The organism is Myxococcus guangdongensis, assembly GCF_024198255.1.
GTDB lineage: Bacteria > Myxococcota > Myxococcia > Myxococcales > Myxococcaceae > Myxococcus > Myxococcus guangdongensis.
Genome location: NZ_JAJVKW010000009.1, coordinates 126,563 through 150,737, shown reverse-complemented (window position 1 = coordinate 150,737; position 24,175 = coordinate 126,563). Strand labels below are relative to the sequence as shown.

The window sequence follows — 24,175 nt, the reverse complement described above, 5'->3', positions numbered from 1 at the left end:
CATGCTCACGTACGCCCTCGTCTCGCAGGCCATCGGCCTGAGCGGTGCTTCGGGGACTCGCGCGGGAGGCAGCCTGCTGTTGCTCGCGCTGGCCGCGCATGCGCAGTACCTCACGCTGCCTCCAGAGCTGACCTGGCTCGCCACGCCTCAAGCACTCGGGGCCATGGTCGCGCTGCTCGCGTTCGAGATGTACACGCAGCGGGACAGCGACCTGCGCATGGTGCTCGGCCTCGCGCAGTTCGCGCTGAGCGCGGGCAGCGGCGCCACGGTGGCGCTCGCGGCCGTGGGCGTGGGCACCGACGGTCTGCCGCCCTGGGCCGTGGGCGCGGTCGGCGCCTTCGTCGCCGTGTCCACGCTGTCCATGCGGCAATGGCTGCACACGCGCGTGGACCAACTGGAGACCGAGGTCCTGCGTCCCCGGAAGTGGCTCCTGCGCATCGAGGACTGCTTCGGCCTGGGGCTCGCGGCGGTGGCCATCCTCTGGGCCCCACTGGCGCTGGTGCTCGTGCTCCTGTTCACCGTGGCCTGCGGCGTGGCCGGAGGGTTCGCCTACCGACTGGAGGCACGTGGCCGTCGCCCCTGCCCCGCCGGCTGTGGCGCTCGCATCCGCCAGGAGGCCTCACGCTGCCCGAAGTGTCACGCGGATGTGCCCGTCGCCCGGACACTGGACCTCCGGCTCGCGGGCCGGATGCGGGATGCGCTCCATAACGCGCTGAGCTCCGGGACTTCCGGTGTTTCCCGCGCGGACCCGAGCGTCCAGCGCGGCGGCGGCAAGCTCCCTTCCCGACTGGGGTGATGCGCGGTCCTCGGGGTTCCTGGCATGCTGCGCCCCTCCGCCATGTCCTCGAGCCCGGACACGTCTTCGACCGGCCCGGTGCTTCGGGTCGCCCAGCAGGTTCCTCGCACCGAGGCGGAGGGCCCCGGGCGCCGCTTCGCGCTCTGGGTCCAGGGCTGTCCCCTGCGCTGCCCGGGCTGCTGCAATCCCGAGATGTTCGCGATGGAGCGCGGCACCGTCGTGACGGTGGAAGCCATGGCGGCCCGGGTGCTCGCGACGCCCGGCATCGAGGGCCTCACGATTCTGGGCGGTGAGCCCTTCTCCCAAGCCGCCGCCGCCGCGGAGCTGTGTGAGCGCGTGCGCGCGGGCGGGCTCAGCACCCTCGTCTTCACCGGCTACACGCTGGCCGAGCTGAAGGCGCAGGGCCGCCCTGAGGTCGAGCGCCTGCTCGCCTCGCTGGACCTGCTGGTGGATGGGCGCTACGAGAAGGACCAGCCGGAGACGCGCCGGCGGTGGATCGGCTCTCGCAACCAGGTCATGCACTTCCTCACCCCGCGCTACGCCCCGGAGGACCCGACGTTCACCGCGCCGAACACGGCCGAGGTCCACCTCATCGAGGGGCGCATCATCGTCAACGGCTGGCCCGACCTCGCGGACCGACTGCGCCCATGACGCGCGTCTCGTCCTCCGAGCACCGGCTGCTCACGCTCGCGCGCGCCATCCTCGGCCAGGGCCCCTACATGCCCGTGGAGGATTTGTTCCGGGGCAGTCACGTCTGTCCGCCCCAGCTCGGCCCCGCGGCCCTCTCCGCGCTGAGAGGAATGCTGTCCAAGGGCACCGTGCTCGCCCTCGCGCGGATGGGCGGAGGTCGCAAGCGCCGTCACCTGCCCCCCACCTCCGGCCCGACGCGGCTCTGGGAGCGACACCCGCCCCGCCCGCTCCACTTCTCCGCGCTGTGCTTCCACACCCTGCGCTGGCTGGTGGAGCAGCCGCTCACCTTGCCCGACCACCGCCCGCTGGACGTCGACGCGCCTCCGACACTCGCCGACGAGTTGTTCCTGTATCTGTGCTGCCGGATGCTCGTGGGGACCTCCTGTGCGCCGGCGCTCGCCAAGGCGCACCAGTTCCGCCGCTCCGCCCTGTGCCGGCTCGGGTTCCCCGACCTGTTCGCCTCCGTGTCCGAGCCGCTCTCGGCCGACGACTTCGCGCCGCTGCTCTCCGAGGGCGCCTGGCTCCTGGAGGCCATCCAGGACGAGCTCGCCCTTCGCTGGCGGAAGATGGAGGAGGCCAAGAGCTGGCGAATCGACCCCCGGGAGCTCGTCGAGCTGGGGGCCTCGCAGACGCGGGTGCTGGACGCCTTCCTCGATGCGCTGGACCGCGCGCGCCGAAGGGACCTCGCGGGCTTCCTGCTGGACGCGCTGCGCCCCCTCGTGGACCAGCCCGCGGCCCGGTGGGTGGCCAACCTGTCACCCCGCGCGCCCCTGGGCGCGAAGGCCGAGGCGCGCCGTGGCGCGGGCGCGGGATTGCGCGCCCTGGCCCGACTGGCCCGGTGGGACCAGGAGCACCGCGCGGTGCGCTTCTTCGACGATGACCACGATGACGCCCAGTTGCTGCTCTCCGAGTGGGCCTCCTTCGGCGACGCGGGCTTCCGGCTCGCGGCGGACCGGGAGCGTGAGCTGGGCTCGGACCTGATGGTTTCTCCAGAGGACCCCGACGACGGGACCTCTTCCCCTCTCACCGGGAGCGCCCCATGAGCCGCGCCTATCGCATCTCCGTCTCCGAGTCCCTCAACCGCATCGTCCACGCCGACGACGGCGTGTGCTCCAAGCTGGAGCTGTTGCCGCTGCTGTCGCGCGAGGAGACCGCGGGCCTGCTCGCCGCGGACCTCGCCACGCGAGGCTTCGTCCAGGAGGGGGACGTGGCGGTGCGCACGGAGGCGGACGGCGTGCGCGTGGCCGTGGACGTCACCACCGGCGAGGTCAGCGTCACGCTCGCGGCCCAGCAGGAGGTGGAGCTGACGGCCGTGGGCGAGGTCCAGACCAACAGCCCCGCCGCCACCGAGGCCACGACGAAGCTCGCCCGGGAGAAGGCGCGCGCGAAACTGGAGGACCGCGCCCAGGACGCCACGGAGGCGCTGCGCGAGGAGGTCACCCGCCAGCTGGAGGGCCGCCTGCGCGACCTCAAGGCGGAGCTGGACGCCATCTCCAACAAGGTGACGGCCGAGGCGCTCAAGGTGCGCGCGTCCCAGCTCGGCACCGTGGAGGAGGTCCACGAGGACGCGGCGACGGGCTCGCTCACCATCAAGGTCCGCGTATGAGCCAGCGCATCCCCGAGGAGTCGCTCCCCACGGAGCTGACGCCCTTCCAGGCGGTGGAGGCCGCGTACCCCGCGGAGCTGGAGCGCACGCGCGAGGCCCTGCTGCGCGGCCTGCCCGTCATGGTGGAGACGGACAAGGAGCTGACGCCCTACTTCTACAAGTGCCTGCGAGACAGGCTGAAGAAGGACGGCAAGCAGTTCCTCTACCTGGACGGACGCGCCGCCGCGGAGCCACCTCCGGGCATGCCCGCGCCCAGCATGATGGCCACGCTCATCGGCCAGCTGCGGGACGCGGTGCGCGGCGCGGTGCGAGAGCGCATCGTCGTGCTGCCGCACCTCGACCTGCTCACCACCAGCAGCGGGGGCCTCACCTCGGAGGCGCGCGAGGTCATCCCGCTGCTCTACGAGAACCCGGAGATGGTCTGGGTCGGCTTCAAGGACCCGTCCTTCCCGCTGCCTCGGGTCATCGAGAACCTGTTCCCCCACAAGGAGAGCATCCTCGGCGTGAGCCGCGAGCGGCTGCGCCACCTCGTCACGCAGCGCGAGTGCCGCAAGTTCGGCCGGGGCCTCCAGCCGTACGCGCTCTACAAGCACGTGTCCGGAGTGAACGCCGTCCGGCTGCGGCGGCTGCTCGGCGCCATCACCGGCGAGGACTATCCCAGCGACGCGCGGCCCGCGTACGCACAGCTCCGCTCGGCCACGCTGAGCGGCTCGCTGAACGTGCCGGACCTGGACCTGCGCTCGGACATCGGCGGCTACGCGCAGGTGAAGGAGCGCCTGCAGCGCGAGATCCTCGACGTGCTCGCGCACAAGGACACGCTGTCGGACCCGGAGGCGGTCAAGCGCGTGGAGGGGCTGCTCCCGCGCGGGATGATCTTCTGGGGCCCTCCCGGCACGGGCAAGACGCTCTTCGCCAAGGCCATGGCATCCTCGCTGGGCGCGGCGGTGCTCGTGGTGAGCGGCCCGGAGCTCAAGAGCCGCTGGGTGGGCGAGAGCGAGGAGAACCTCCGGCAGATCTTCGTCCGGGCGCGACAGGCGGCGCCGAGCATCATCATCTTCGACGAGCTGGACTCGTTCGCCGCCGCGCGTGGGACCTATACGGGCTCCGGCGTGGAGCACTCGATGGTGAACCAGCTGCTCACGGAGATGGACGGCTTCCGCAAGGAGGAGCTGGTCTTCGTGGTGGGCACCACCAACTTCGTGGAGTCGTTGGACCCCGCGCTGCTGCGGCCGGGGCGCTTCGAGTTCCAGCTGTGCATCCCCTACCCCAACAACACGGACCGCCGGGCCATCCTGTCCATCTACAACGAGAAGATGGCCCTGGGCATGACGGAGCGCGCGCTGGACTACGCGGTGAAGCGCACCGGGGACCGCGTCGAGGGCACGGGTACGCGCTTCTCTGGCGACCACATCCAGGCGCTGTGCCGGGCCCTGGCGCGACGCCGGCTGCGGGAAGACGCCCGGACGCCCACCGAGCCCGTGGACATCGAGCGCGCCCTCACCGACTACCTGGACCGCCCCGCGCTCACGCCCACCGAGGAGCGCGTCGTCGCCACCCACGAGGCCGGCCACGCGGTGTGCGCGCTGTTCTGCCCCAGCGCTCCCGCCATCGACCGCATCAGCATCCGGGGTGACCTGGCGGGCACGCTCGGCTTCGTGCAGTACGCGGACCCCGCGCATCGCCACGTCGTCACCCGAGGGCAGCTGCTCGACAGCATCTGCATGCTCTTCGGCGGACGCGAGGCGGAGGCGCTGCTGCTCGAGGACCTGTCCATCGGCAGCGCGCACGACCTGGAGCGCGCCACGGAGATCGCCCGCGAGCTGGTGGAGGAGCTGGGCATGGGCGGCGACGGCCATCCCGTGCGCCGCTTCGCCGCGCCGGGGAGGGACGCGGACCGACACGCGCTCTCCGACGCGACGCGCGGCACGCTGGAGGCGGCCATCCTGGAGGTGCTCGAGGTGCAGCGGGCCCGGGCGCGCGACATCCTGCGCCGCGAGAAGCCCCGCCTCGTCGCGCTGCGGGACCTGCTCCTGGAGCGCAAGGTGTTGGATCGCGAGGCATTCGTCCACCTGGCGCCCGAGGCGGCGCCGCAGAAGGAGCCCGCCCATGGCTAGTCTCATCCTCCGCCTGCTGGTGAATCCGCAGACGGGCCGCAAGGACGTCGTCATCCAGTACGAGAGCGACTCCGACGCGCTCCCCATGGAGCACGAGGAGGAGCACCGCCGCCTGGTGGACCAGCTCGTCGCGGGGGGCGCCCTGAAGGCGTCGGAGCTGGGACAGGTCATCGTCCAGCGCGACACGCCGTCCGGGCAGACGTCCACTCCCGAGTCCACGTCCGACGGCAACGCCGAGAAGGTGAGCCAGAAGGCCTGATGTCCACGCTCGTCTTTCCCACCCGGGAAGCGCTGCACCTCGCGCTGACCTCCCGACTCGTCCCCCCCGAAGTCCAGGCCGCGCCAGCCCATCACCGCGCCAGCGCCGAGGGCCCGCTCTACGTCACGCCCCACGCGCCGCTGACGAAGGCGGCGCTCGCGGAGCTGGCCACGTTCGGTGTCCGCGTCGACACGAAGGCGCCTCGCGGGGAGGCCTCCGTGCGGTGCTGGGCGGAGCTGCTGCCCACCCGCCGCGTCCCGCTGGACGGCGTGCTCCCCGCCACGGTGATGTTCCTGCCCACCGACGCGGACGCGCTGCTCGCGCTCGCGGGGGAGCTGCTGCGCCTGGGGTGCGACCGACAGGAGCTCTGCTTCGCGAAGGGCGAGGCGGGCTCGCGTGCGCTGCTGCGCGCGGTGGCGCCTCCGTACTTCACGCTCACGGGCGCCATCGACCGCGCGGGCGGGCTGCGCGCCTTCGTCCCCGCCGTCCCGGGTCAGACATCCGTCTGGGTGGAGCTGGGACATGTGCATCCGCTGGCGCGAACGCTCCATCCCGCTGCGGGCAACGTGCTGCTCATCCCGGGCGAAGGCGAGTGGTTGACCGCCGCGGATGGCCCCTGGCTGGACCTGTACCAGCTCACCGACCTGCGGCTCCCGGAGCCCGCGAGCGCGTGGGAGCCCCTCCCCGCCCCCGGGCGGCTGTCCGTCCCGCTGCGCCTCACCCGCGCCGCGCGCACCGAGGCCGCGAGCCTCTGGGTGCTGCGTGAGAACGCCGTGGCCCAGGTGGAGTCGCTCGTCCACACGCTGCCCGAGCCCGTGCTCGCGCAGCTGCGCTTCGCCGTGACGGGGCCACCGGACGCCCCCTGCATCATCCTGCGCGCGCGCGCCGGTCGTGAGCGGCCTCCGGAGCTGGGCCTGTCGGCCATGGCCTACGCGCCGCTGCCCCAGGTGGCGGAGCTGTACCTGCCATGCGACGGCTTGCTGGAGCCGCCCGTGCGCAAGGAGCGGCTGCGCGCGCTGCTCGTCCCCACGCCGGAGACGGTGACGTGGCTGCACCCCACGGGGGATGGAGGCTTCCGCGCCGAGCGCATCTCCGAGAAGGCCTTCCAGCCGCTCGAGTCCTGGGTGGACTACGTGGTGGACGCGGGCGCCGTCGCGCTGGAGCCCTGGATGAAGGGCGCGACGTTCGACTTCGACGCCATCGAGCTCGCCGACGGCGAGTGGATTCCTGGCGCCACGCGCACCCCGTCCGCCGAGAAGAAGCCCACCGACGCGCAGTCCTCGAAGCCCGAGCGTCGCGCCCGTGGCACCACCGAGCCCGAGCCCGTGGCGGCGCCCACGCGGAAGGCCTCGACGAAGGCGGCCGCGAAGGCCGGCAGCGCTCCCCTGGTCCCCCTCGCGCCCGAGCGACAGGACGCGGCGGCCGAGGCACTGGCCCGCGTGGAGAAGGACTTCCTCGCGCTGGACGTTCCCGCGGATGCCCCCGAACGACAGGCGCTCTGGGTGCGCATGGCGGAGCTGCAGGTGCAGCTCGGACGCGCTCGCGAGGCGACCCTGTGCTGGACCCGTGCGTTGTGGAACGCCTCGGGCGATGAGGCCACGGAGCTGGCCGAACGCTGGGCCCTCTCCGGGAGTCGCAACGGCCAGCCCCCCGAGGAGTTGCTGTCCCGGGACACGCCCTCGGAGGAGGACGTCCGGAGCCTCGCGAGCGCGGTCGTCCACGCGGCGCGGGTGTCGGGAGGACCGACGTTCAGCGATGTCCCGACGCTGCAGCGCTGGCTCGACAAGCACGACACCGCGCTCGACGTGCGCACGCTGTGGCTGTCCCGCGCGGCGCTGGACAAGCTCGCGGGAGGAGACCCGCTGAGCCTCGCGAAGGCGGGAGACCGCGTGCAGGAGATGCTCCTGCGCGGACTCTCCCTGTCGCGCGACGTGCCCCTCTTCCTGCGCGGAGGCACGGACGCGGCGCTGCTGCCCCGGCTGGCGACGCACCTGACGACGCTGTTGGACCGCTTCGAGCGCACCACGCGCCGACGCTCCTCGGTGGAAGCGCCGACCGCGCTCACCCAGGCCTATGTCCGCCTCGTCTTCGCCTGCGGGCTCGCGCGGGTGGGCCAGCCGGAGCACTCGCGCACGCTGGTGGAGGCCGCCACGGCGGCGCTCTCCAAGTCGGACCCCATCCACGGCTTCCTCGTCCGGGCCTACGGCGCACGCGTGACGCAGGCCATGGAGGGCGAGCCCCTGGAGACGCCACTCCCCGCGGACATCGCCGCGGAGCTCAACGCCCTGGTCACCTTCCAGCGGTACAAGGTGGACCGGCTGCGCCAGAGCTCCGGACTGCTGGAGCCCAGCGAGCGGCTGGACCCGGCGCGCGCCTTCGGACGGGGGACGCGCGACCTGCGTGGCGAGGAGTTCGCCGCGCTGCGAGACATCCGCGACCCGGAGGTCGTCGATCACGAGGTGCGGCAGCTCGTCCAGCGCGCCACGGGGGCGAAGCTGAACGCGGCCGAGCGCCAGCGGCTCATCGGCGGTCTGCTGGAGACCCTGCCCCGACTCTCGCTCGCGCGCGCGCTGCCGTTGATGGACTCGCTCGTGGCCGCGGTGGACTCGCTGCCGGGCGAGGTGCAGGCGCGGCTGCTCGGGGACGCGCTCGCGCTGGCGGCGCTCTTCGGCCGGGTGGACCGCGCCACCACCTTCGCGGGACGACTTCGCACCGTGCTGGCGGGCCTGCCGCCCGACTCCCACGCGTGGAGCGCGGGCATCCTGGAGGCGAGCCTGCGCGGCCTGCGCCGGGTGGGCCTGACGCGCGAGGCGGGCGACCTGGTGGAGGCGACGCGCGGCCTGCTGACGCGGCCCAAGACGCCCGTGGCCGCGCGACTCGGCGTCGCGTCCGGCATGGCCTTCGTCGGCCGCGTGCAGGAGGCGCTGCCCGTGTTCGACGCGGCGTTCGAGGCCCTCGACGCGTTGAAGGGCACGCTGCCGGAGCGACTGGCGTTGATGCGCAGCCTCGCGGGGGCGCTGTCCCATGCGCCCGCGGACCTGGCGCTGTCGGGCCTGGCGCGCCTGTCCGAGGTGCTGCCCTCGGTGACGGACAGCTACAACACCAACAGCCACTTCTGCCTCTCGGTGGTGGAGCTGGCGGACATGCTGGTGCTGGGACACGTGGAAGTGGCGCGAGGCTCGGGTGAGCGCGCGCGTGGTTGGTTGGATGAGGATGAGTTCCTGGTGCGACGACGCATCCATCAGGAGTTGGAGGAGCGTCTATGAGCAGTGTTCCCCGGCGTGAGGAGCCCGCCGCCGACCCCATCACCTCGCTGACGTTCGATGCGCTGTCGCGCGAGGCCCAGGGCCTGAGAGACCGACTCAACCGCTTCCGTCAGGCGCTGGGCCGGCACTTCGTGGGCAAGCAGACCCTGGTGGACTTGATGACGGTGGCGGCGGTGGCCCAGGAGCCGCTGCTGCTCGTGGGCCCTCCGGGCACGGCCAAGTCCGACCTGGTGCTCAAGTTCCGCGAGGCGCTGCGCATCCCCTCCGAGGACTACTTCGAGTACCTGCTGACGCGCTTCACCGAGCCGTCCGAGGTGCTGGGCCCCATCGACATCAACCTGCTGCGCCAGGGGCGCTACATCCGCCGCGAGGGCGGCAAGCTGCCCACCGCCCGGCTCGTCTTCCTGGACGAGGTCTTCAAGGCGAGCTCCGCCATCCTCAACGCGCTGCTGACGGTCATCAACGAGCGCAAGTTCTACCAGGACGGCGCGCCCCAACCCGTGCGCCTCAAGGTGCTCTTCGCCGCCACCAACGAGCTGCCCGAGCACGCGGAGCTGGGCGCGCTCAAGGACCGCTTCTGCCTCAAGGCCGCGTGCCGGCCGGTGCAGGAGCGCTACTTCCTGGAGCTGCTCGACTCGGGCCTGGAGTCGCAGACGCACCGGGAGCTGAACCAGAAGCCCTGGGCGGAGGGGCACGCCACGCTGGAGGACGTGCTCAAGGCGCACCGCTACCTGACGCTGATGATGGGCCGCAAGGAGGCCGGGCCGGATGGCCGCGAGCTGCGAGATCGCGACCTGTTCTTCCGCGACGAGCTCCTGCGGGAGTTCCGCCGCGTGGTGCAGACGCTGACGCGCGAGGACGGCGTGTTCATCAGCGACCGCAAGCTGGTGAAGCTCTACCGGCTCTTGCGCACGCGCGCGTGGATCTTCCACGGCGGCGCCGTGGAGCGGCAGGACCTCCAGCTCCTCTCCTACCTGGGAGAGACGCGGGAGGAGATCGACCTGCTCGAGGAGAAGGTGCCCCGGCTGCTCGGCCTGACCTGAGCCCGGGAGGAGCGGAAGGCGGCGTGCTGCCCTCCGCTCCCGTCCCTTCGGCTACGGCGTGCAGCTCACGTTGGAGGGCATGCTCCAGAGCTGGTGGTAGAGCGAGCCCTCCCCCCGCGCGCCGAAGTAGATGCGGTTGCCCACCCGGGCGAAGGCGACGCCGAGCCCGGCCCCGGTGGGGCTCGTGGTGATCTGGGAGGTCGTGGCGTCAGTGCCATAGGACACCCAGGGCCTCGAGCTGTCCGCGGTGAACGCCACCCCGCCGTTGTCCGTGGCGATGAGCGGAGACCAGTACTCGTCGGAGGTGCTCAGCTCCGTGGAGACCCGGCGCGTCGTCGCGGCCGTCCCCTGCGTCACCCACAGCCACACCGTGCGCGGAGCGGGGCTCGACGTCCCGATGGCCACGGAGAAGTACAGCTTGTCACCCGAGCGCACGAAGTTCTGGACGAAGGTCCCCGCGTCCGGATCATTCGGCCAGGGGTTCTCGAGCTGGGTGATGTTCGTCTTGCCTCCGCCCGCCAGCGACACGCTGGAGAGCGTCATGATCGGCGGCCCGTAGGTGGCATCCACCAGGTACACCGAGGCGCCCAGCGAGCCGAGCATCTGCATGCGCTTGCCGAAGGTCTCCAGCCGCACCGTGCCCGCGGCCGTCCCGTCCGTCTTCCACACCTCCGTGTTGCCGCCATCCAGCAGGGTGAACAACCCCACGGCGCCATCCTGCGTGGTGCCCACGTCCCTCACGGGGACCTGTCCCGCATCCAGCTTCTTGACGAAGACCGTCCCGCCCGCGGTGCCATCCGTGCGCCACAGCGACGTGCCGTCCGTCGGGTTGGACATGAAGAAGAAGTGCGCGCTCGTGGTCCGCACGTACTGCTCCGCCAGCGTGCTCAGCACGCCCAGGTTCACCTCCATCCGCGTGCCGGCCTCCGTGCCATCCGTGCGCCACAGCTCCACCTGGGTCCGGGGCGGCGTGAGCACCTGCCGGGTGCGGAAGAACGACGCGCTGCTGCCCCAGACGGAGACCTGCGACATCGACGTGCCGCCCGGCCCGGGGGTCACGTCCTTGAGCAGGCGCGTGCCCGCCTGCGTCCCGTCCGAGATCCATGGCTCGTAGCCGGCCTCCGGCGTGTGGATGGTGAACAGCAGCTTGTCGCCGAGCGGCGCCCGCGGAGACAACGAACGCTCGGGCCACATCGCGGAGAAGGCGCGGACCTGGACCGTGCTGCTCTCGGTGCCTTGCGTACGCCACAGCACGGAGGCACCGTCAGGATAGTTCACGGTGAAGTACGCCGTGCCCTGCACGCCCACGAAGCCGCCGGGTGACAGCCCCGCGAACGGCGGCGGCTCGGGCGTCCCCGGTGGAATGACTTCCTTCACCTGCTGCGCACCGCCCGTGGGGCAGGACGGCGCCAACAGCGACGCCTCTCCGGCGCTCGGAGGCGTCTCCACCCCCACCTCCGGCCCTCCGCAGCCCAGGGCCCCCAGCAACATCACCGCCCAGCCAGACTTCGCGCGCATGTGGCCTCCTCTCCCGAGAGGGAGCAAGGAAGCGAGGGTGGGAACCGACCCTGCACTGGACAACTGCCCTGAAGTCGCAAGGGCCTGTCCGCATCGAGACAGGGATCGCTCCTCCGGCCCCCTGCCGAAAACACGGCGCCACGGCGCTGCTCACCGACACACCCCTGCATCCACCCCGGCGGGAAGTGATACAGGGTGGACGCATGGGAGTCCCCGAGCCGCGAGCCCCCCAGGACCTGGAACGCTGGTTGTGCGCGGGGCTCTGCCTCGCACGGCAGGAGGGACTCGACGCGGAGGCGCTCGCCGTGAGCCTCCCCTGGGTGGGGGCCACGCTCGCGGAGGCCCCCACGCTCCCGCCGCCCGCGTTCGTCTCCGACCTGGGGCGGCTCGTCACCGGTCAGCCTCCCGCGCCGTCCCTGCCCATCCCCGACACCCTGCCCCGCCTCCGCGACGCCGTGCGGGCCTACGACGACCACGTCCTCGCGCGCCTGGCCGCCGAACCTTCCCTGGAGGCCGTGTCCGCGGCGCTGGCCCGCGTGCCACAAGCCCTGCGTCCCAAGGGCATGGCCTTCCTCGTGGGCCGCGTGCTCACGCGACTGGGCTTCACCGCGGGCACGCCGGTGAGCCCCGCGCTGGGACGGCGCATCCTCGAGAAGCCACCCGGTGAACTGTTGCAATCGGGATACACCGCGCTGCGTGAGCGGGACTCCGGGCTCGAGTCGCTCGCCCAGGGCTACGAGGCGCTGGCCACCGGAGCGCGCCGCGCCAACGCGCTGCTCGGCGACGCCGAGGTCTTCACGCTGGAGAACCTGGAGCACCTGAAGGGCAAGGCGCAGCGCCTGGCGTTGGAGCAGGCCGTGGAGGCCGCCGAGTCGCTGTCGCGCACGCTGCCGCCGCGTCTGCGCGCGCGCGCCGTCTCGCAGGGCCCCGCGCCCACCGCGCTGGATGACGAGGCCGCGTTCCCACAAGGCGGCTTCTCGTCGGTCTCCAACGTGGGCAGCCTGGAGAACCTGGTCACCTCCGAGCTCGTCTACATGGAGGACGAGCCCACGTTGGACCTGTTCGACGTGCGCTACGTCGAGGGCGAGCTGCTCTACTACACGCGCGACGAGAGCCTCGCGGTGCGCCGCCGTCGGGTGCTCGTGTTCCTCCTGCTCGTGAGCCTCGCGGACGCGCGCGTGAAGGACAGCGGCGTCAGCTGGCAGCGCGCCGTGGTGGCGCTGGGGCTGGTGCTGTGCCTGGTGCGCCGGCTCTCCGTGTGGCTGGGAGACCAGGACCTGCGCTTCCAGGTGGTCTTCCCCTGGGAGGGACCAGGTCCCCACCCGCTCGAGGCCGAGCGTGGGCTGTGCGAGCTGCTCCTGCGCGAGTGGCGCGCCCGCGGCACGGTGGAGATTCTCACGCCCCGAGACAATGAGCAGGTGCTGGAGCAGGTGCGCGTCGACGCCAGGCGAGCGCGCGTGGACGTGCTGTGGCTCGACGCGGTCCGTCAGTCGCCGCTCGACACGCGCGGGCTGCCCTCGCACGTGAGCGTGCACCGGGTGGACCTGAGCGGACCGAGCCCTCGGGTGCACACGTCACGACCGGGTGTCCCCGCGCAGGGAATCCCGGAAGATGGGCAGGAAGGGCGCGTGCCGGAGACTCCATGGGAAGCCTGGATGGGCGCGACGCTTGAGCTTGCGCGAGGGCTTCTCTAGCTTCCGGTCCGGACGCGCCACGCTCGGCGCAGGAGAGGACGGCCATGCCGCGGTACGAGTTCAAGGAAGGCAGCTCCAGCAAGTTCTGGGAGATCAAGCTCGAGGGCGACTCCTTCACCACGCGTTGGGGCCGCATCGGCACCGATGGGCAGGAGAAGACGCAGTCGTTCGACTCCGACGAGAAGGCCCAGAAGGAGTACGACAAGCTCGTCCGTGAGAAGGAGAAGAAGGGCTACGAGCTGGTGGGCGACGGTGAGGGTGGCGACGACGATGAGGACGAGGGCGAGTCCGTCGAAGGCAAGTCGAACCCGGAGCTCGAGGCCGCCATCCAGAAGGACCCGGACAACGTCGACGCGTACCTCGTCTATGGCGACTGGCTCCAGGCCCAGGGCGACCCGCGCGGCGAGCTCATCGCGCTGCAGCACGCGCTCTCCAAGGCGTCCGGCGCCGAGGCCACCGCGCTCAAGAAGCAGGTGACGGCGCACATCAAGAAGCACAAGGCGCTGCTCATCGGCTCGCTGGCGAAGGGCTGGAGCGACGAGGAGGTCACCCTCGAGTGGCACCTGGGCTTCATCCGCTCGGCGCGGCTGGGCCGCAAGGAGTACGACTCCGAGTTCGACGTGGGCGAGGGCGTGAAGACGCTGCTGACGCACCCGTCGGGCCGCTTCCTCCAGTCGCTCACGGTGGGCATCGTGGACGCCTCGGACGGCGAGAACAGCTACGAGCCCGTGATGGAGGCGCTGCAGGAGTCGCCCCCCGCGGGGCTCAAGACGCTGTTCCTGGGTGACTTCGAGTACCCGGACGAGACGGAGATCTCCTGGTCCTACGTCAACGACGTCTCGGCGCTCTACAAGCTGGTGCCGAACCTGCGCTCGCTGCGGCTGCGCGGCGCGGGGGCGGACCTGGGGGACATCGACCTGCCGGAGCTGCGCGAGTTCACCATCGAGACGGGCGGCCTGCCGCTGGGCGCGGTGAAGTCCATCGCCAGCGCGAAGTGGCCCAAGCTGGAGAAGCTGGAGGTGTGGTTCGGCCAGGACAGCTACGGCGCCGAGGGCGGCATCGCGGACATCCAGCCCATCCTCGACGGCAAGGGCCTGTCGAACCTCAAGGTGCTGGGCCTGCGCAACTCGGAGTTCACCAACGACCTGGTCAAGGTGCTGCCCACCGCGAAGGTGCTCCCCCAGCTCGAGAAGCTGGACCTGTCCATGGGCTGTCTGACGGACGATGGCGCGAAGACGCTCGCGGAGAACGCCGCGGCCTTCAAGCACCTCAAGCACCTGGACCTGTCGGAGAACACGCTCACCGACGCGGGTGAGAAGCTGGTGGCGAAGATCGCCGGCGCCGTGGCCGCGGGCAACCAGCGCGATTACGACCCGGAGTACCACTACGCCGCGGTGGGCGAGTAGTCCTCCCATGTCCGCGTTGCCCGGCTTCATCCTCATCGGCAACGCGGAGAACCGGCGCGTCTCGCTGTTCCAGGACGCGCTGGTCCGTCAGGGCCTGCCCCCCGCGAAGGTGGTGCCCTGGCGGCAGCTGCTGGACTCCCCTTCCCTCCTCGCCGCGCTCCCCGACACGGAGGCGTTCGTCCGCATCGACTCCGCGGGTGAGAGCTGGGAGGTGGAGAAGGGCCTGTTGAAGCGGGGCTACGAGGACGCGCTCGCGCACGGGGGACAGGTGCTCGCCCCCAGCGAAGTCGACGCGCTCGTCGAGGACCATGGGCGCATCCTCGCGCCCCGGCAGGGACACCTCGGCTTGCTCCGCGTCCTCTCGGAGCTGGAGGCCGTGTTCCGCGAGCGCCCGTCCTGGCGGGTGCTCCAGTCGCCCGCGAGCATCCGGGACCTGTTCGACAAGCGCGTCACCTCGCGACAGTACGCCGCGCTGGGAGTGCCCGTGCCGGAGCCCCTGGACGGGGTGACGGACGTGGCGTCGTTGCGCGAACGCATGGACGAGGAGGCGTGGCGCGAGGTCTTCGTGAAGGTGTCCTGCGGCTCGTCCGCGTCGTGCCTGGGCATCTTCCGACGACACCGGGGCCACGAGTCACTGGTCACCACCGTCGAGCAGTCCTCGCGGGGTTGGTTCAACACGCTCAAGGTGCGCCGCATCCGCGAGCCGGAGCCGCTGGAGCAGGTGCTCGACTTCCTGCTGCGCGAGGGCTCGCAGGTGGAGCGCTCGATTCCGAAGGCGCGGTTGGGTGGCGACCTCTTCGACTGCCGCGTGCTGGCGGTGCGCGGCGAGCCAGCGTTCATCGTGGTGCGCCAGAGCCGCTTACCCATCACCAACCTGCACCTGGGCGGCTGGCGCGGAGAGCTGGAGGAGTTGGAGGCGGCGGTGCCCCGGAACGAATGGGACGCGGCGATGGAGAGCTGCCGCCAGGTGGCGCGCGCCCATGACTGCCTTCACGTCGGCATCGACCTGATGTTCGAGGAGTACTTCACCGGGCACCGGGTGGTGGAGGCGAATGCCTTCGGGGACCTGCTGCCCGGCCTGAAGCGCGACGGCCTCACCGTGTACGAGTGGGAGATTCGCGAGGCGCTGCGGTCCGCCGGCTTCGACGCTCCCGCCTGACGCCGTCACCGCAAAGACAAGCACGGACGTGAAAGAGCGGTTTATCCGCCTCACCGAGCCTAGAGTGCGAACCTTTCTAGAAGGAAGGTTCCGCCATGAATTGGAAAGCGTCACTCGGTGCGTTGCTCTTCACGCTGACGGCCTGCTCGGAGTCTCCGGACCCGACGCCCACGCCGCCCCGGCCGATGAAGGCCGTGCTGTTCCCATACATCCCGGACACCGTGGGAGACGGCTTCGCGAGCCTCGCGGCGCGCCTCGAAGCGGACTTCGAGCGGGAGCACTCGGACATCGACCTGGACGTCGTGTTCGATGCCAACCTGGATGTGTATGACCTGGACGATGGCGGCGCGCTGAACCAGCTGCTCGGCTCCGGCCCCACGGCGGCGCAGGTGGTGGAGGTGGACACGCTCATCCTGGGCTCGCTGGTGTCGAAGGGCTGGATCCAGCCGGTGGCGCCAGCGGCGGGCACGGTGCATCCCGCGGCCGAGGAGGCGGTGCGCATCTCCGGCACGAGCTACGGCATGCCCACGTACCTGTGCACCTACGTCGTGTACTCACGGAGCACGAACATCCGCTCCGCCACGAATGGCGCGACGTTGGTGGACATCCTGCGGGACGTCTCTCCGGGCAAGCGGCCGCTGGCGGCGAACTTCGACGGGAGCTGGACGCTGCCCTCCTCGTACATCGACGCGTGGGGAGACACCCACCCGGCGGACGCGTTGCCTGGCGCGCTGGCCCTGCCGCTGGATGCGACGACGCTCGCCCCGTTCGGGGCCGTCGTGGACAGCTGCGCGATGGAGCCGGGCGTCAACCCGTGCCTGGATGGGACGTACGCGGACAACACGGCGGCGGAGGAGGCGTTCGCCATGGAGCAGGCCAACGGGTTCATGGGCTACACCGAGCGCCTGGTGCCCATCCTGAAGGCCCGGCCGGGGATGGCGTTGCCGGACGTCGTCTCGGTGCCGCTGGGTGGCGGCTCGGCGCCCACCGTGTTCGTGGACGCGCTGGTGGTCAACGCGGGCTGCACGGGCACGTGCGCGGAGGACGCGAAGGCGCTCACCTCGTTCCTGGGCAGCACCGAGGTGCGCAGCCTCATCGCCTTCAGCGGCGAAGGGCCGCAGGGCACCCTGCCCCGCTACCTGCTCCAGGCCAACCGCGCCTTCTACCAGCAGGAGCCCGCGCGCTCGGACCCGATGTACCGCAAGTTCGAGCCGCTCATCGCCGGCGCGCGGCCCTTCCCCAGTCAAGGCTTCCCGGAGAACCGCAAGGCCATGCAGGCCGCGCTATTGGACGCGCTGAAGTAGTAGGGTCCACCCCCGCCATGCGGCGGCTCGGAAACCCAGCGCGTAGACGGTCCGTGGTGACACGGCCCTCTGCTTCTCCGGGGTACCCCCGGGGGTTCTTCATGAGGAACACACTCCCACGCGAGGCCGGTATCGCGGCGAGCCGCGACTCTGGCCACGCCAGACGGGACAGGTGGGCCCGAGCCGCCGCATGGCACCCAGAGGTCCGGACGTGAGCACGCGCCCCCCCGTGGCGGCGGCGCTCGCGTCCGCGTTCCTCGCGGGCGAATGGACCGCCGCGGGACTGAGGGAGCGCGGAGCCCATGTCGTGGGCGGACGCTCGCGGTGGCTGCTGTCCATCATCCGCGGCACCCTGCGGTACTTTCCCCGCCCGCCCCATGCCCGCATCGAGTTGCTCACGGACCTGCTCGCGACGCGGCCCGCGCTCATCCGAGCCTGCGGCAACAGCGCCGCGCCCATCCGCATCCACCACTGGCTGGACGCGGAGCCTCAGATGGGACGGCGGCCCTGGCCCGTTCCCGAACTCACGACGCAGGCCGCCCTCGCGCAGTGGCTCGGGGTGACGGACGCCCAGCTGAGATGGCTCGCGGATGGCTCGGGCTTCGAGCGCACGTCCCGTCCCGGCCAATGGCGACGCTATCGCTACGTCTGGATTCCCAAGCGCACGGGAGGCAAGCGACTCCTGGAGCAGCCGGGGCTGGACCTCGCGCGACTGCAGCGCAAGGTCCTCCACGACATCCTGGACGTCATTCCGCCCCACGCCGCGGCACGCGGCTTCGTCCGGGGCCTCGGGGTGAAGGACTTCGCCGAACCCCACGTGGGCCGGGCAGTCGTGGTGCGTGTGGACCTGGAGGACTTCTTCCACGCGGTGCGGCCCACGCAGGTGTGGGGCGTGTTCCGGACGGCCGGCTATCCGGATGGCATCGTCAACGCCCTCGCCGGGCTCTGCACCAATCGCACGCCGGGCGCCGTCGTCGAACAGGCCCGTCGAGCGGAGAGCGCGAAGGAGCTGGACACCTGCTGGAGACTGTCGCGCAGGCTCTCGGCGAGACACCTCCCACAGGGAGCGCCCACGTCACCGGCGCTCGCCAACCTCGCGGCCTATCGACTCGATGTCCGGCTGTCCGCGCTCGCGGCGACGCTGGGCGCCCGATACACGCGCTATGCGGATGACCTGGCCTTCTCCGGTGACGAAGCCCTGGCGCGACGCGTGCGCAGGCTGCTCGCGTGCGTCACGCGAATCATCCGTGAGGAGGGCTTCACCGTGCGCCAGGGGAAGACGCGCGTGATGCACCAGGGCCAGCAACAGCGGCTCGCGGGCGTCGTGGTGAACGCGCACCCCACCGTCCCTCGAGAGGACTACGAGCGCCTGAAAGCCGTGCTGCACCTGTGCCGCACACGCGGCCCCGAGAGCCAGAACACCACACAGCATCCGGACTTCCGCGCGCACCTGCTCGGACGGATTGCCTGGGTGGAGCACCTGCACCCGGCACGAGGTGCCCGCTTGAGGGCCACCTTCGAGCGCATCCCCTGGGCGCCGGAATGAAACGAGGCCGCCGACAACGCGCCGGCGGCCTCTTCGAGCTTCACGTCGTCCCGGGACTCAGGACGTCGCGTGTGAGTCACCCACGGGAGGCGAGGACTCCGTCGGCGTCTTGCGTCGGGTGAACAGGCGCTGCACCACGACGAAGAACAGCGGCACGAAGAAGATGCCCAGCAGCGTGCCCACCAGCATGCCGCCGAGCACGCCCGTGCCGATGGCCCGCTGGGCACCGGCGCCCGCGCCCGAGGCGATCGCCAACGGCACGACGCCGAAGCCGAACGCCAGCGACGTCATCAGGATGGGCCGCAGTCGCGCGCGCACCGCGAGCAGCGTGGCCTCCACCAGCTCCATGCCCTTCTCGACGTTCTCCTTGGCGAACTCCACGATGAGGATGGCGTTCTTGCTCGACAACCCCACCGTGGTCAGCATCGCCACCTGGAAGTAGACGTCGCGGTCCATGCCTCGCATGAAGCTGCCCAGCACCGTGCCGAGGATGCCCAGCGGCGCCACCAGCAGCACGGCCGTCGGGATGGTCCAGCTCTCGTACATGGCCGCCAGACACAGGAACACCAGGAGCAGCGACAGCGTGTACAACAGCGGCGTCTGCGAGCCCGCCTGCCGCTCCTGATACGACTGGCCCGTCCACTCCAGGCTGAAGCCCGGAGGCAGCTGCGCCACCATCTGCTCCACCGCGGCCATGGCATCGCCGGAGCTCACCCCGGGCGCCGCCTCGCCGGTCAACTCCATGGCCGACACGCCGTTGAAGCGCTCGAGCCGGGGAGAACCCGAGCCCCACCGCACGCTCGCGAACGCAGGGAACGGGACCATCTCCCCCTTCATGTTGCGCACGGACCAACGGCTGAAGTCCTCCGGCACCATGCGGAACGGAGCGTCCGCCTGGATGAACACGCGCTTCACGCGGCCCCGGTCGATGAAGTCGTCGATGTACTGACCACCCCACGCCGCCGTCAGCGTGTTGTTGATGTCCGCCGTGGAGAGCCCCAGCGCGGTCGCCTTCGCCACGTCCACGTCCACGCGGAACTGCGGCGTGTCCTCCTGGCCGTTGGGCCGCACGTAGGCAATCAGCGGGTTCTGCATCGCCGCGCCCATGAACTGGTTTCGCGCGGCCGTCAGCGCCTCGTGCCCCTGTCCGATGTTGTCCTTGAGGAAGAACGTGAAGCCGGCCGAGTTGCCCAGCTCCGACACCGCGGGCGGCGGGAAGGCGAACGCGAGCGCGTCCTCAATCTGCCCCAAGGCCCCCGCGGCGCGACCCGCCACCGCGTTGACGCCCAGCTCCGCCGACTTGCGCTCCTTCCAGTCCCTCAGGTTGATGAAGGCGATGCCGGCGTTCTGACCGCTGCCGGCGAAGCTGAAGCCCTGCACGCTGAACAGCGCCTTGACGGTGTCCTTCTCGTTCTCGAGGAAGTGGTTCTCCAGCTGCTCGATGACCTTCATCGTGCGCTCCTGCGTGGCGCCCACCGGCGTCTGCACCAGGGCGAACAGGAAGCCCTGGTCCTCGGACGGGAGGAACGACGTGGGCAGCTTGAGGAACAGCACGACCATCAGCGCGACCATGGCCACGAAGGCGACCATGAAGCTCCACGCCCGGCCCAGGATGCCCTTCACCACCGACTGGTAGCGGGCATTGCTCCAGTCGAACGCGCGGTTGAACGCGCCGAAGAAGCCCCTGGTGGCCGCGTGGTGGCCCTTGGGAATCGGCTTGAGCAGCGTGGCGCACAAGGCCGGCGTGAGCACCAGCGCCACCAGCACCGACAGCGCCATGGACGTCACGATGGTCACCGAGAATTGCCGGTAGATGACGCCCGTGGAGCCCGCCAGGAACGCCATGGGGATGAACACCGCGGAGAGCACCACGCCGATGCCCACCAGCGCGCTGGTGATCTGCGACATCGACTTGCGCGTGGCCTCCTTGGGGGACAGCCCCTCCTCGCTCATCACGCGCTCGACGTTCTCCACCACGACGATGGCGTCGTCCACGAGCAGGCCGATGGCGAGCACCATCGCGAACATGGTGAGCATGTTCGCCGAGTACCCCAGCGCGGTGAGCACGCCGATGGTGCCCAGGAGCACCACCGGCACCGCGATGGTGGGGATGAGCGTGGCGCGGAAGTTCTGCAGGAACAGGTACATCACCAGGAACACCAGGAGGATGGCCTCCAGCAGCGTGGTGACCACGCCCTGGATGGCCACGCGCACGAACGGCGTCGTGTCGAACGGCACCACCGCCTTGAGTCCCTTGGGAAGCGTGGGCTCCATCTCCTTCAGGGCCGCCGCCACGCCCTGCGCGGTGTCCAGGGCGTTGGCGCCCGTGGCCAGCGACACGGCGATGCCCGTGGCGGGCTTGCCGTTGTAGCGGCTGATGACGCTGTAGTCCTCGGAGCCCAGCTCCACGCGGGCCACGTCGCCCAACCGCAGCACGGAGCCATCCGAGTTGCCTCGCAGGACGATGTTCCGGAACTGCTCCGGCGTCTGGAGGCGGTCCTGCGCCGTCACCGTCGCGTTGAGCTGCTGGCCTTTCACCGCGGGCGTGCCGCCCAGCTGGCCCACCACCACCTGCTGGTTCTGCCCGCGGATGGCGCCGATGACGTCCGTGGGCGTCAGCGCGTACGTGTCCAGCTTGTTGGGGTCCAGCCAGATGCGCATGGCGTACTTCGTGCCGAACACCTGCGTGCTGCCCACGCCCGGGACGCGGGAGATGGGGTCCACCATGTTGGTGGCGACGAAGTCCTGGATGTCGTCCCCCCCCATGCTGCCGTCCTCGGACACGAAGCCGATGACCTGCAGGAAGCCGGAGGCCGCCTTGGTGACGCTGATGCCCTGCTGCTGCACGGCCTGCGGGAGCAGCGGCGTGGCCAGCTGCAGCTTGTTCTGCACCTGCACCTGCGCGATGTCCGGATCCGTGCCGTTGGCGAACGTGAGGGTGATGGTCGCCGCGCCGTTCGACTCGCTGGTCGACGACATGTAGAGCAGGTTGTCGAGCCCCTTCATCGTCTGCTCGATGACCTGCGTGACGGAGTCCTCGATGGCCTTCGCCGAGGCGCCCGGGTACACGGCGCCCACCGTCACCGTGGGCGGCGCGATGATGGGGTACTGCGCGATGGGCAGCCGGGTGATGGAGAGCGCGCCAGCCATCATGATGATGATGGCGAGGACCCACGCGAAGATGGGTCGATCAATGAAGAATCTTGCCATGGCCGCGTTCCGTCACTCGTTGGGAGCCGGCGGGACGAGGGGCGCGGCTTCGCCCCCCTTCGTCTCGCTCGGCGGGGCTTCCGTCGCCTGGACGGGCATGCCCGGCTGGATCTTCTGGAGGCCGGAGACGATGACGCGATCACCCTCGGACAGGCCGCTGTCCACGAGCCAGCGGTCGCCCACGGTGCGGCTCACCGCGACGGTGCGAGGCTCCACCTTGCCGTCCTTGCTCACCACGAGCGCGGAGGCGTTGCCCTTCGCGTCGCGCGCGATGCCCTGCTGCGGGACGAGGAGGCCCTCCTGGCGCAGTCCGTTGCCCACGAGCGCGCGCACGTACATGCCGGGCAGGAGCATCTGGTCGGGGTTGGGGACGGTGATGCGCAGCGCGAAGGTGCCGGTGCCCGGGTCCACCGTCACGTCGGAGAACGTGAGCGAGCCCGGGTGCGAGTAGCGGCTGCCATCCTCCAACAGGAGGGTGACGGGCGTGCTGTCGGTGGGCTTGAGCGTGCCGGCGCTGAGCTCCTTGCGCAGCCGCAGGAGCTCGCTGCTCGACTGGGTCAGGTCGACATAGAGCGGGTCCAGCTGCTGCACGACGGCGAGCGCCTGCGGCTGGTTGGCGGTGACGAGCGCGCCCTGGGTGACGGACGACTTGCCGATGCGACCGGTGATGGGCGAGGTGATGCGCGCGTGTCCGAGCGTCACGCCAGCGCGCTGGACGGCGGCCTGCGCGGCCTTGACGTCCGCCTCCGCCTGGGCGAGCGCGGCGACGGCCTTCTCGTTGTCGGCGGGGGTGACGGCCTCGAGCTTGAAGAGCTCGGCGGAGCGCTTCGCGGAGAGGGCAACCGAGGTGAGGGTCGCCTGAGCGCGCTCCAGCGCGGCCTTGGCGCTGGCGTAGTCGGCGCGGTAGGTGGCGTCATCGAGCTCGTAGAGGGCCTGGCCCTCCTTCACCTGGCCGCCCTCGGTGAAGAGCCGACGCTGGACCAGGCCGTTGACCTGGGGGCGGACCTCCGCGACGAGGAACGCCTGGGTGCGCCCGGGCAGCTCGCGCGTGAGCAGCACGGATTCCGACTTGAGGGTGACGACGGTGACGGGGGCGGCCTGGGGAGCCTGCTGCGGCTGTTGCTGCTGCTCGGCGGGCTTCTCACAGGCGACCAGCAGCGCGGCGCCAGACAGCATTCCAACGAACGCCGGCCGGAGCCGACGTGAACGAGACCACATGAAGTCCTCGGGGGTGGGGGACTGAAACGGGCGGCCGAAGTGACTCCGGCGCGGCCCTTCCTCTACCGAATACGCGCGCTCATGCCACCAAATCCGCATGCGCCCGGAGTGAATCCTCCTAAGCGACGTCAGCAATTCGCGGCGGACGAAATCCCGCTGGAATCCTGACAAGGATTGTGAGCACGCGAGTTTTCCGGTTGAGCGGTGTGCACACGTTTTCGAGCGCGACGAACGGTCGTTCTCGGGCGCGACACGCGCGCGACACGGAACCGAGGACGGGCGCCACCCCACGAGGGCGCCCGCCCTTGGCGTCGAAGCTCAGGGCACCGACGCGCGCTGCTGCGCGAGGAGCCAGTCCCAGAAGCCGTAGTTGTTGTAGGTCTGGGTCCAGCAGTCATGCGCGCTGCCGGGAATCACGGTGAGCCGGGCCTGGAGGTTGCCCGTCGACACGTAGCCCGGCTGGGACGTCCACACGTTGCTCGCGGCGCCGGCGAACAGGTACGTCAGCGTCGCGGACGGCTGCGGCACCGTCACCATCTGCCCCTGGTTGAAGTTCTTCGTCACGCCCATCAGCCACGAGCGCTCGGCCAGCAGCGACGTGCCATCCGCGAACGAGTGCACCGCCCACACCGGCACGTTCTTCAACTTCGTGATGGTGGGGCCCGGCCCGCCGATGTTCGTCGCCATGGGCGCCAGCGCCGCCAGGCGGTGGCCGTACGTGTACGCGTACTGCCAGGCGCCATAGCCGCCGTAGCTCAGGCCCGTGACGTAGATGCGGGACAGGTCCACGCGGTAGTTCGCCACGATGAAGTCGACGAAGTTGTTGACCTCGGCGGGGACCCAGTTCGTCGCCGCCTGCGGCGTGAAGATCATCACCTGCTTCTGGCCGAAGTACGTCTTGGCCGTGGCCTCGTAGCGGATCTTCTTCAGCGCGCCGTTGGACGTGCCCTTCTCGAACAGGGCCGCCTCGTTCTGGGCCGTGCCGAACTCACCCCGGCCGTTCAGGTGGATGATGACCGGATAGCGCGTCTCGGGGGACGTCAGGTAGCCGGGCGGCAGGTACTCGACGTAGCCGTACAGCGTGCCCGTGCTCGCGGGCATGCGCGTCACGAGCTGATCTTCCACCGTGATGGCGAGCCGCGAGCCCTGCTCCTCCAGGTACGCGTGCTCCCCTTCCCCCAGCTCCCCTCCGCAAGCAACAGCCCCCATCACGAAACACAGCAACATCAAACGCAGCCGCATGGTGTGCTCTCCAGGTTGAACGACGGTAGGCACCTGGAGTCTGCACAAAAACCGGAATCCCCGAAACGGCCACGACGCTGCTTTTACAACCTGGATTCAAATGC

At 70.7% G+C, this 24,175-nt stretch carries 17 protein-coding genes; 13 read left to right on the top strand and 4 right to left on the bottom strand.

The annotated features are described in order from the left end of the window. Nucleotide 1 precedes the first annotated feature (1 nt). The 8 genes from LXT21_RS26545 to LXT21_RS26510 are packed head-to-tail and all read left to right on the top strand — an operon-like array spanning nucleotide 2 to nucleotide 9,774. The gene (locus tag LXT21_RS26545; protein ID WP_254040992.1) at nucleotides 2-796 is read left to right on the top strand and encodes a DUF4126 domain-containing protein; all 795 of its coding nucleotides are present in this window, start codon (nucleotides 2-4) and stop codon (nucleotides 794-796) included. A 24-nt stretch (nucleotides 797-820) separates the two neighbouring features. Further along, nucleotides 821-1,447 (top strand): 4Fe-4S single cluster domain-containing protein, encoded by a 627-nt coding sequence (locus LXT21_RS26540; RefSeq protein WP_254040991.1) that lies wholly within the window; start codon nucleotides 821-823, stop codon nucleotides 1,445-1,447. Continuing rightward, the gene (locus tag LXT21_RS26535) at nucleotides 1,444-2,529 is read left to right on the top strand and encodes a hypothetical protein (RefSeq protein WP_254040990.1); all 1,086 of its coding nucleotides are present in this window, start codon (nucleotides 1,444-1,446) and stop codon (nucleotides 2,527-2,529) included. Before LXT21_RS26540 ends, LXT21_RS26535 begins: the two co-directional genes overlap by 4 nt. Then, nucleotides 2,526-3,092: a hypothetical protein gene (locus tag LXT21_RS26530; RefSeq protein ID WP_254040989.1), complete on the top strand. Its 567-nt coding sequence runs from the start codon at nucleotides 2,526-2,528 to the stop codon at nucleotides 3,090-3,092. Before LXT21_RS26535 ends, LXT21_RS26530 begins: the two co-directional genes overlap by 4 nt. Next, the gene (locus LXT21_RS26525; protein WP_254040988.1) at nucleotides 3,089-5,206 is read left to right on the top strand and encodes an AAA family ATPase; all 2,118 of its coding nucleotides are present in this window, start codon (nucleotides 3,089-3,091) and stop codon (nucleotides 5,204-5,206) included. Before LXT21_RS26530 ends, LXT21_RS26525 begins: the two co-directional genes overlap by 4 nt. Next, a complete protein-coding gene (locus LXT21_RS26520; protein ID WP_254040987.1) occupies nucleotides 5,199-5,465 on the top strand; it encodes a hypothetical protein in 267 nt (88 codons plus the stop codon). The genes LXT21_RS26525 and LXT21_RS26520 overlap by 8 nt, the downstream gene beginning before the upstream one ends. Next, complete coding sequence (locus tag LXT21_RS26515) at nucleotides 5,465-8,731, top strand: hypothetical protein (RefSeq protein WP_254040986.1); 3,267 nt, start codon at nucleotides 5,465-5,467, stop codon at nucleotides 8,729-8,731. The genes LXT21_RS26520 and LXT21_RS26515 overlap by 1 nt, the downstream gene beginning before the upstream one ends. Next, on the top strand, nucleotides 8,728-9,774 hold the full coding sequence (locus tag LXT21_RS26510; protein WP_254040985.1) for an AAA family ATPase: 1,047 nt from the start codon (nucleotides 8,728-8,730) through the stop codon (nucleotides 9,772-9,774). Before LXT21_RS26515 ends, LXT21_RS26510 begins: the two co-directional genes overlap by 4 nt. A 51-nt stretch (nucleotides 9,775-9,825) precedes the next feature. Here LXT21_RS26510 and LXT21_RS26505 read toward each other — a convergent pair whose 3' ends face one another. After that, nucleotides 9,826-11,292 carry a hypothetical protein gene (locus tag LXT21_RS26505; RefSeq protein WP_254040984.1) on the bottom strand — a complete coding sequence of 489 codons (1,467 nt, stop codon included), beginning with the start codon at nucleotides 11,290-11,292 and terminating at the stop codon, nucleotides 9,826-9,828. Between the two features lie 203 nt (nucleotides 11,293-11,495). On the opposite strand from LXT21_RS26505, the gene LXT21_RS26500 reads away from it, so the two are divergent. From LXT21_RS26500 to LXT21_RS26480, 5 genes are all read left to right on the top strand, one after another. Then, on the top strand, nucleotides 11,496-12,986 hold the full coding sequence (locus tag LXT21_RS26500) for a hypothetical protein (RefSeq protein ID WP_254040983.1): 1,491 nt from the start codon (nucleotides 11,496-11,498) through the stop codon (nucleotides 12,984-12,986). Nucleotides 12,987-13,030: 44 nt separating this feature from the next. After that, nucleotides 13,031-14,392 carry a WGR domain-containing protein gene (locus LXT21_RS26495; protein ID WP_254040982.1) on the top strand — a complete coding sequence of 454 codons (1,362 nt, stop codon included), beginning with the start codon at nucleotides 13,031-13,033 and terminating at the stop codon, nucleotides 14,390-14,392. A 7-nt stretch (nucleotides 14,393-14,399) separates the two neighbouring features. Further along, the gene (locus tag LXT21_RS26490; RefSeq protein WP_254040981.1) at nucleotides 14,400-15,551 is read left to right on the top strand and encodes an STM4014 family protein; all 1,152 of its coding nucleotides are present in this window, start codon (nucleotides 14,400-14,402) and stop codon (nucleotides 15,549-15,551) included. Nucleotides 15,552-15,646: 95 nt separating this feature from the next. Beyond that, nucleotides 15,647-16,855: a type 2 periplasmic-binding domain-containing protein gene (locus LXT21_RS26485; RefSeq protein WP_254040980.1), complete on the top strand. Its 1,209-nt coding sequence runs from the start codon at nucleotides 15,647-15,649 to the stop codon at nucleotides 16,853-16,855. Nucleotides 16,856-17,066: 211 nt separating this feature from the next. After that, a complete protein-coding gene (locus LXT21_RS26480; RefSeq protein WP_254040979.1) occupies nucleotides 17,067-18,401 on the top strand; it encodes a reverse transcriptase family protein in 1,335 nt (444 codons plus the stop codon). Nucleotides 18,402-18,458: 57 nt separating this feature from the next. On the opposite strand, the gene LXT21_RS26475 is transcribed toward LXT21_RS26480, so the two are convergent. From LXT21_RS26475 to LXT21_RS26465, 3 genes are all read right to left on the bottom strand, one after another. Continuing rightward, on the bottom strand, nucleotides 18,459-21,611 hold the full coding sequence (locus LXT21_RS26475; RefSeq protein WP_254040978.1) for an efflux RND transporter permease subunit: 3,153 nt from the start codon (nucleotides 21,609-21,611) through the stop codon (nucleotides 18,459-18,461). Nucleotides 21,612-21,623: 12 nt separating this feature from the next. After that, on the bottom strand, nucleotides 21,624-22,787 hold the full coding sequence (locus LXT21_RS26470; protein ID WP_323394996.1) for an efflux RND transporter periplasmic adaptor subunit: 1,164 nt from the start codon (nucleotides 22,785-22,787) through the stop codon (nucleotides 21,624-21,626). A gap of 360 nt (nucleotides 22,788-23,147) precedes the next feature. After that, nucleotides 23,148-24,071 (bottom strand): carboxylesterase family protein, encoded by a 924-nt coding sequence (locus LXT21_RS26465; protein ID WP_254040977.1) that lies wholly within the window; start codon nucleotides 24,069-24,071, stop codon nucleotides 23,148-23,150. Between the last annotated feature and the right edge of the window lie 104 nt (nucleotides 24,072-24,175).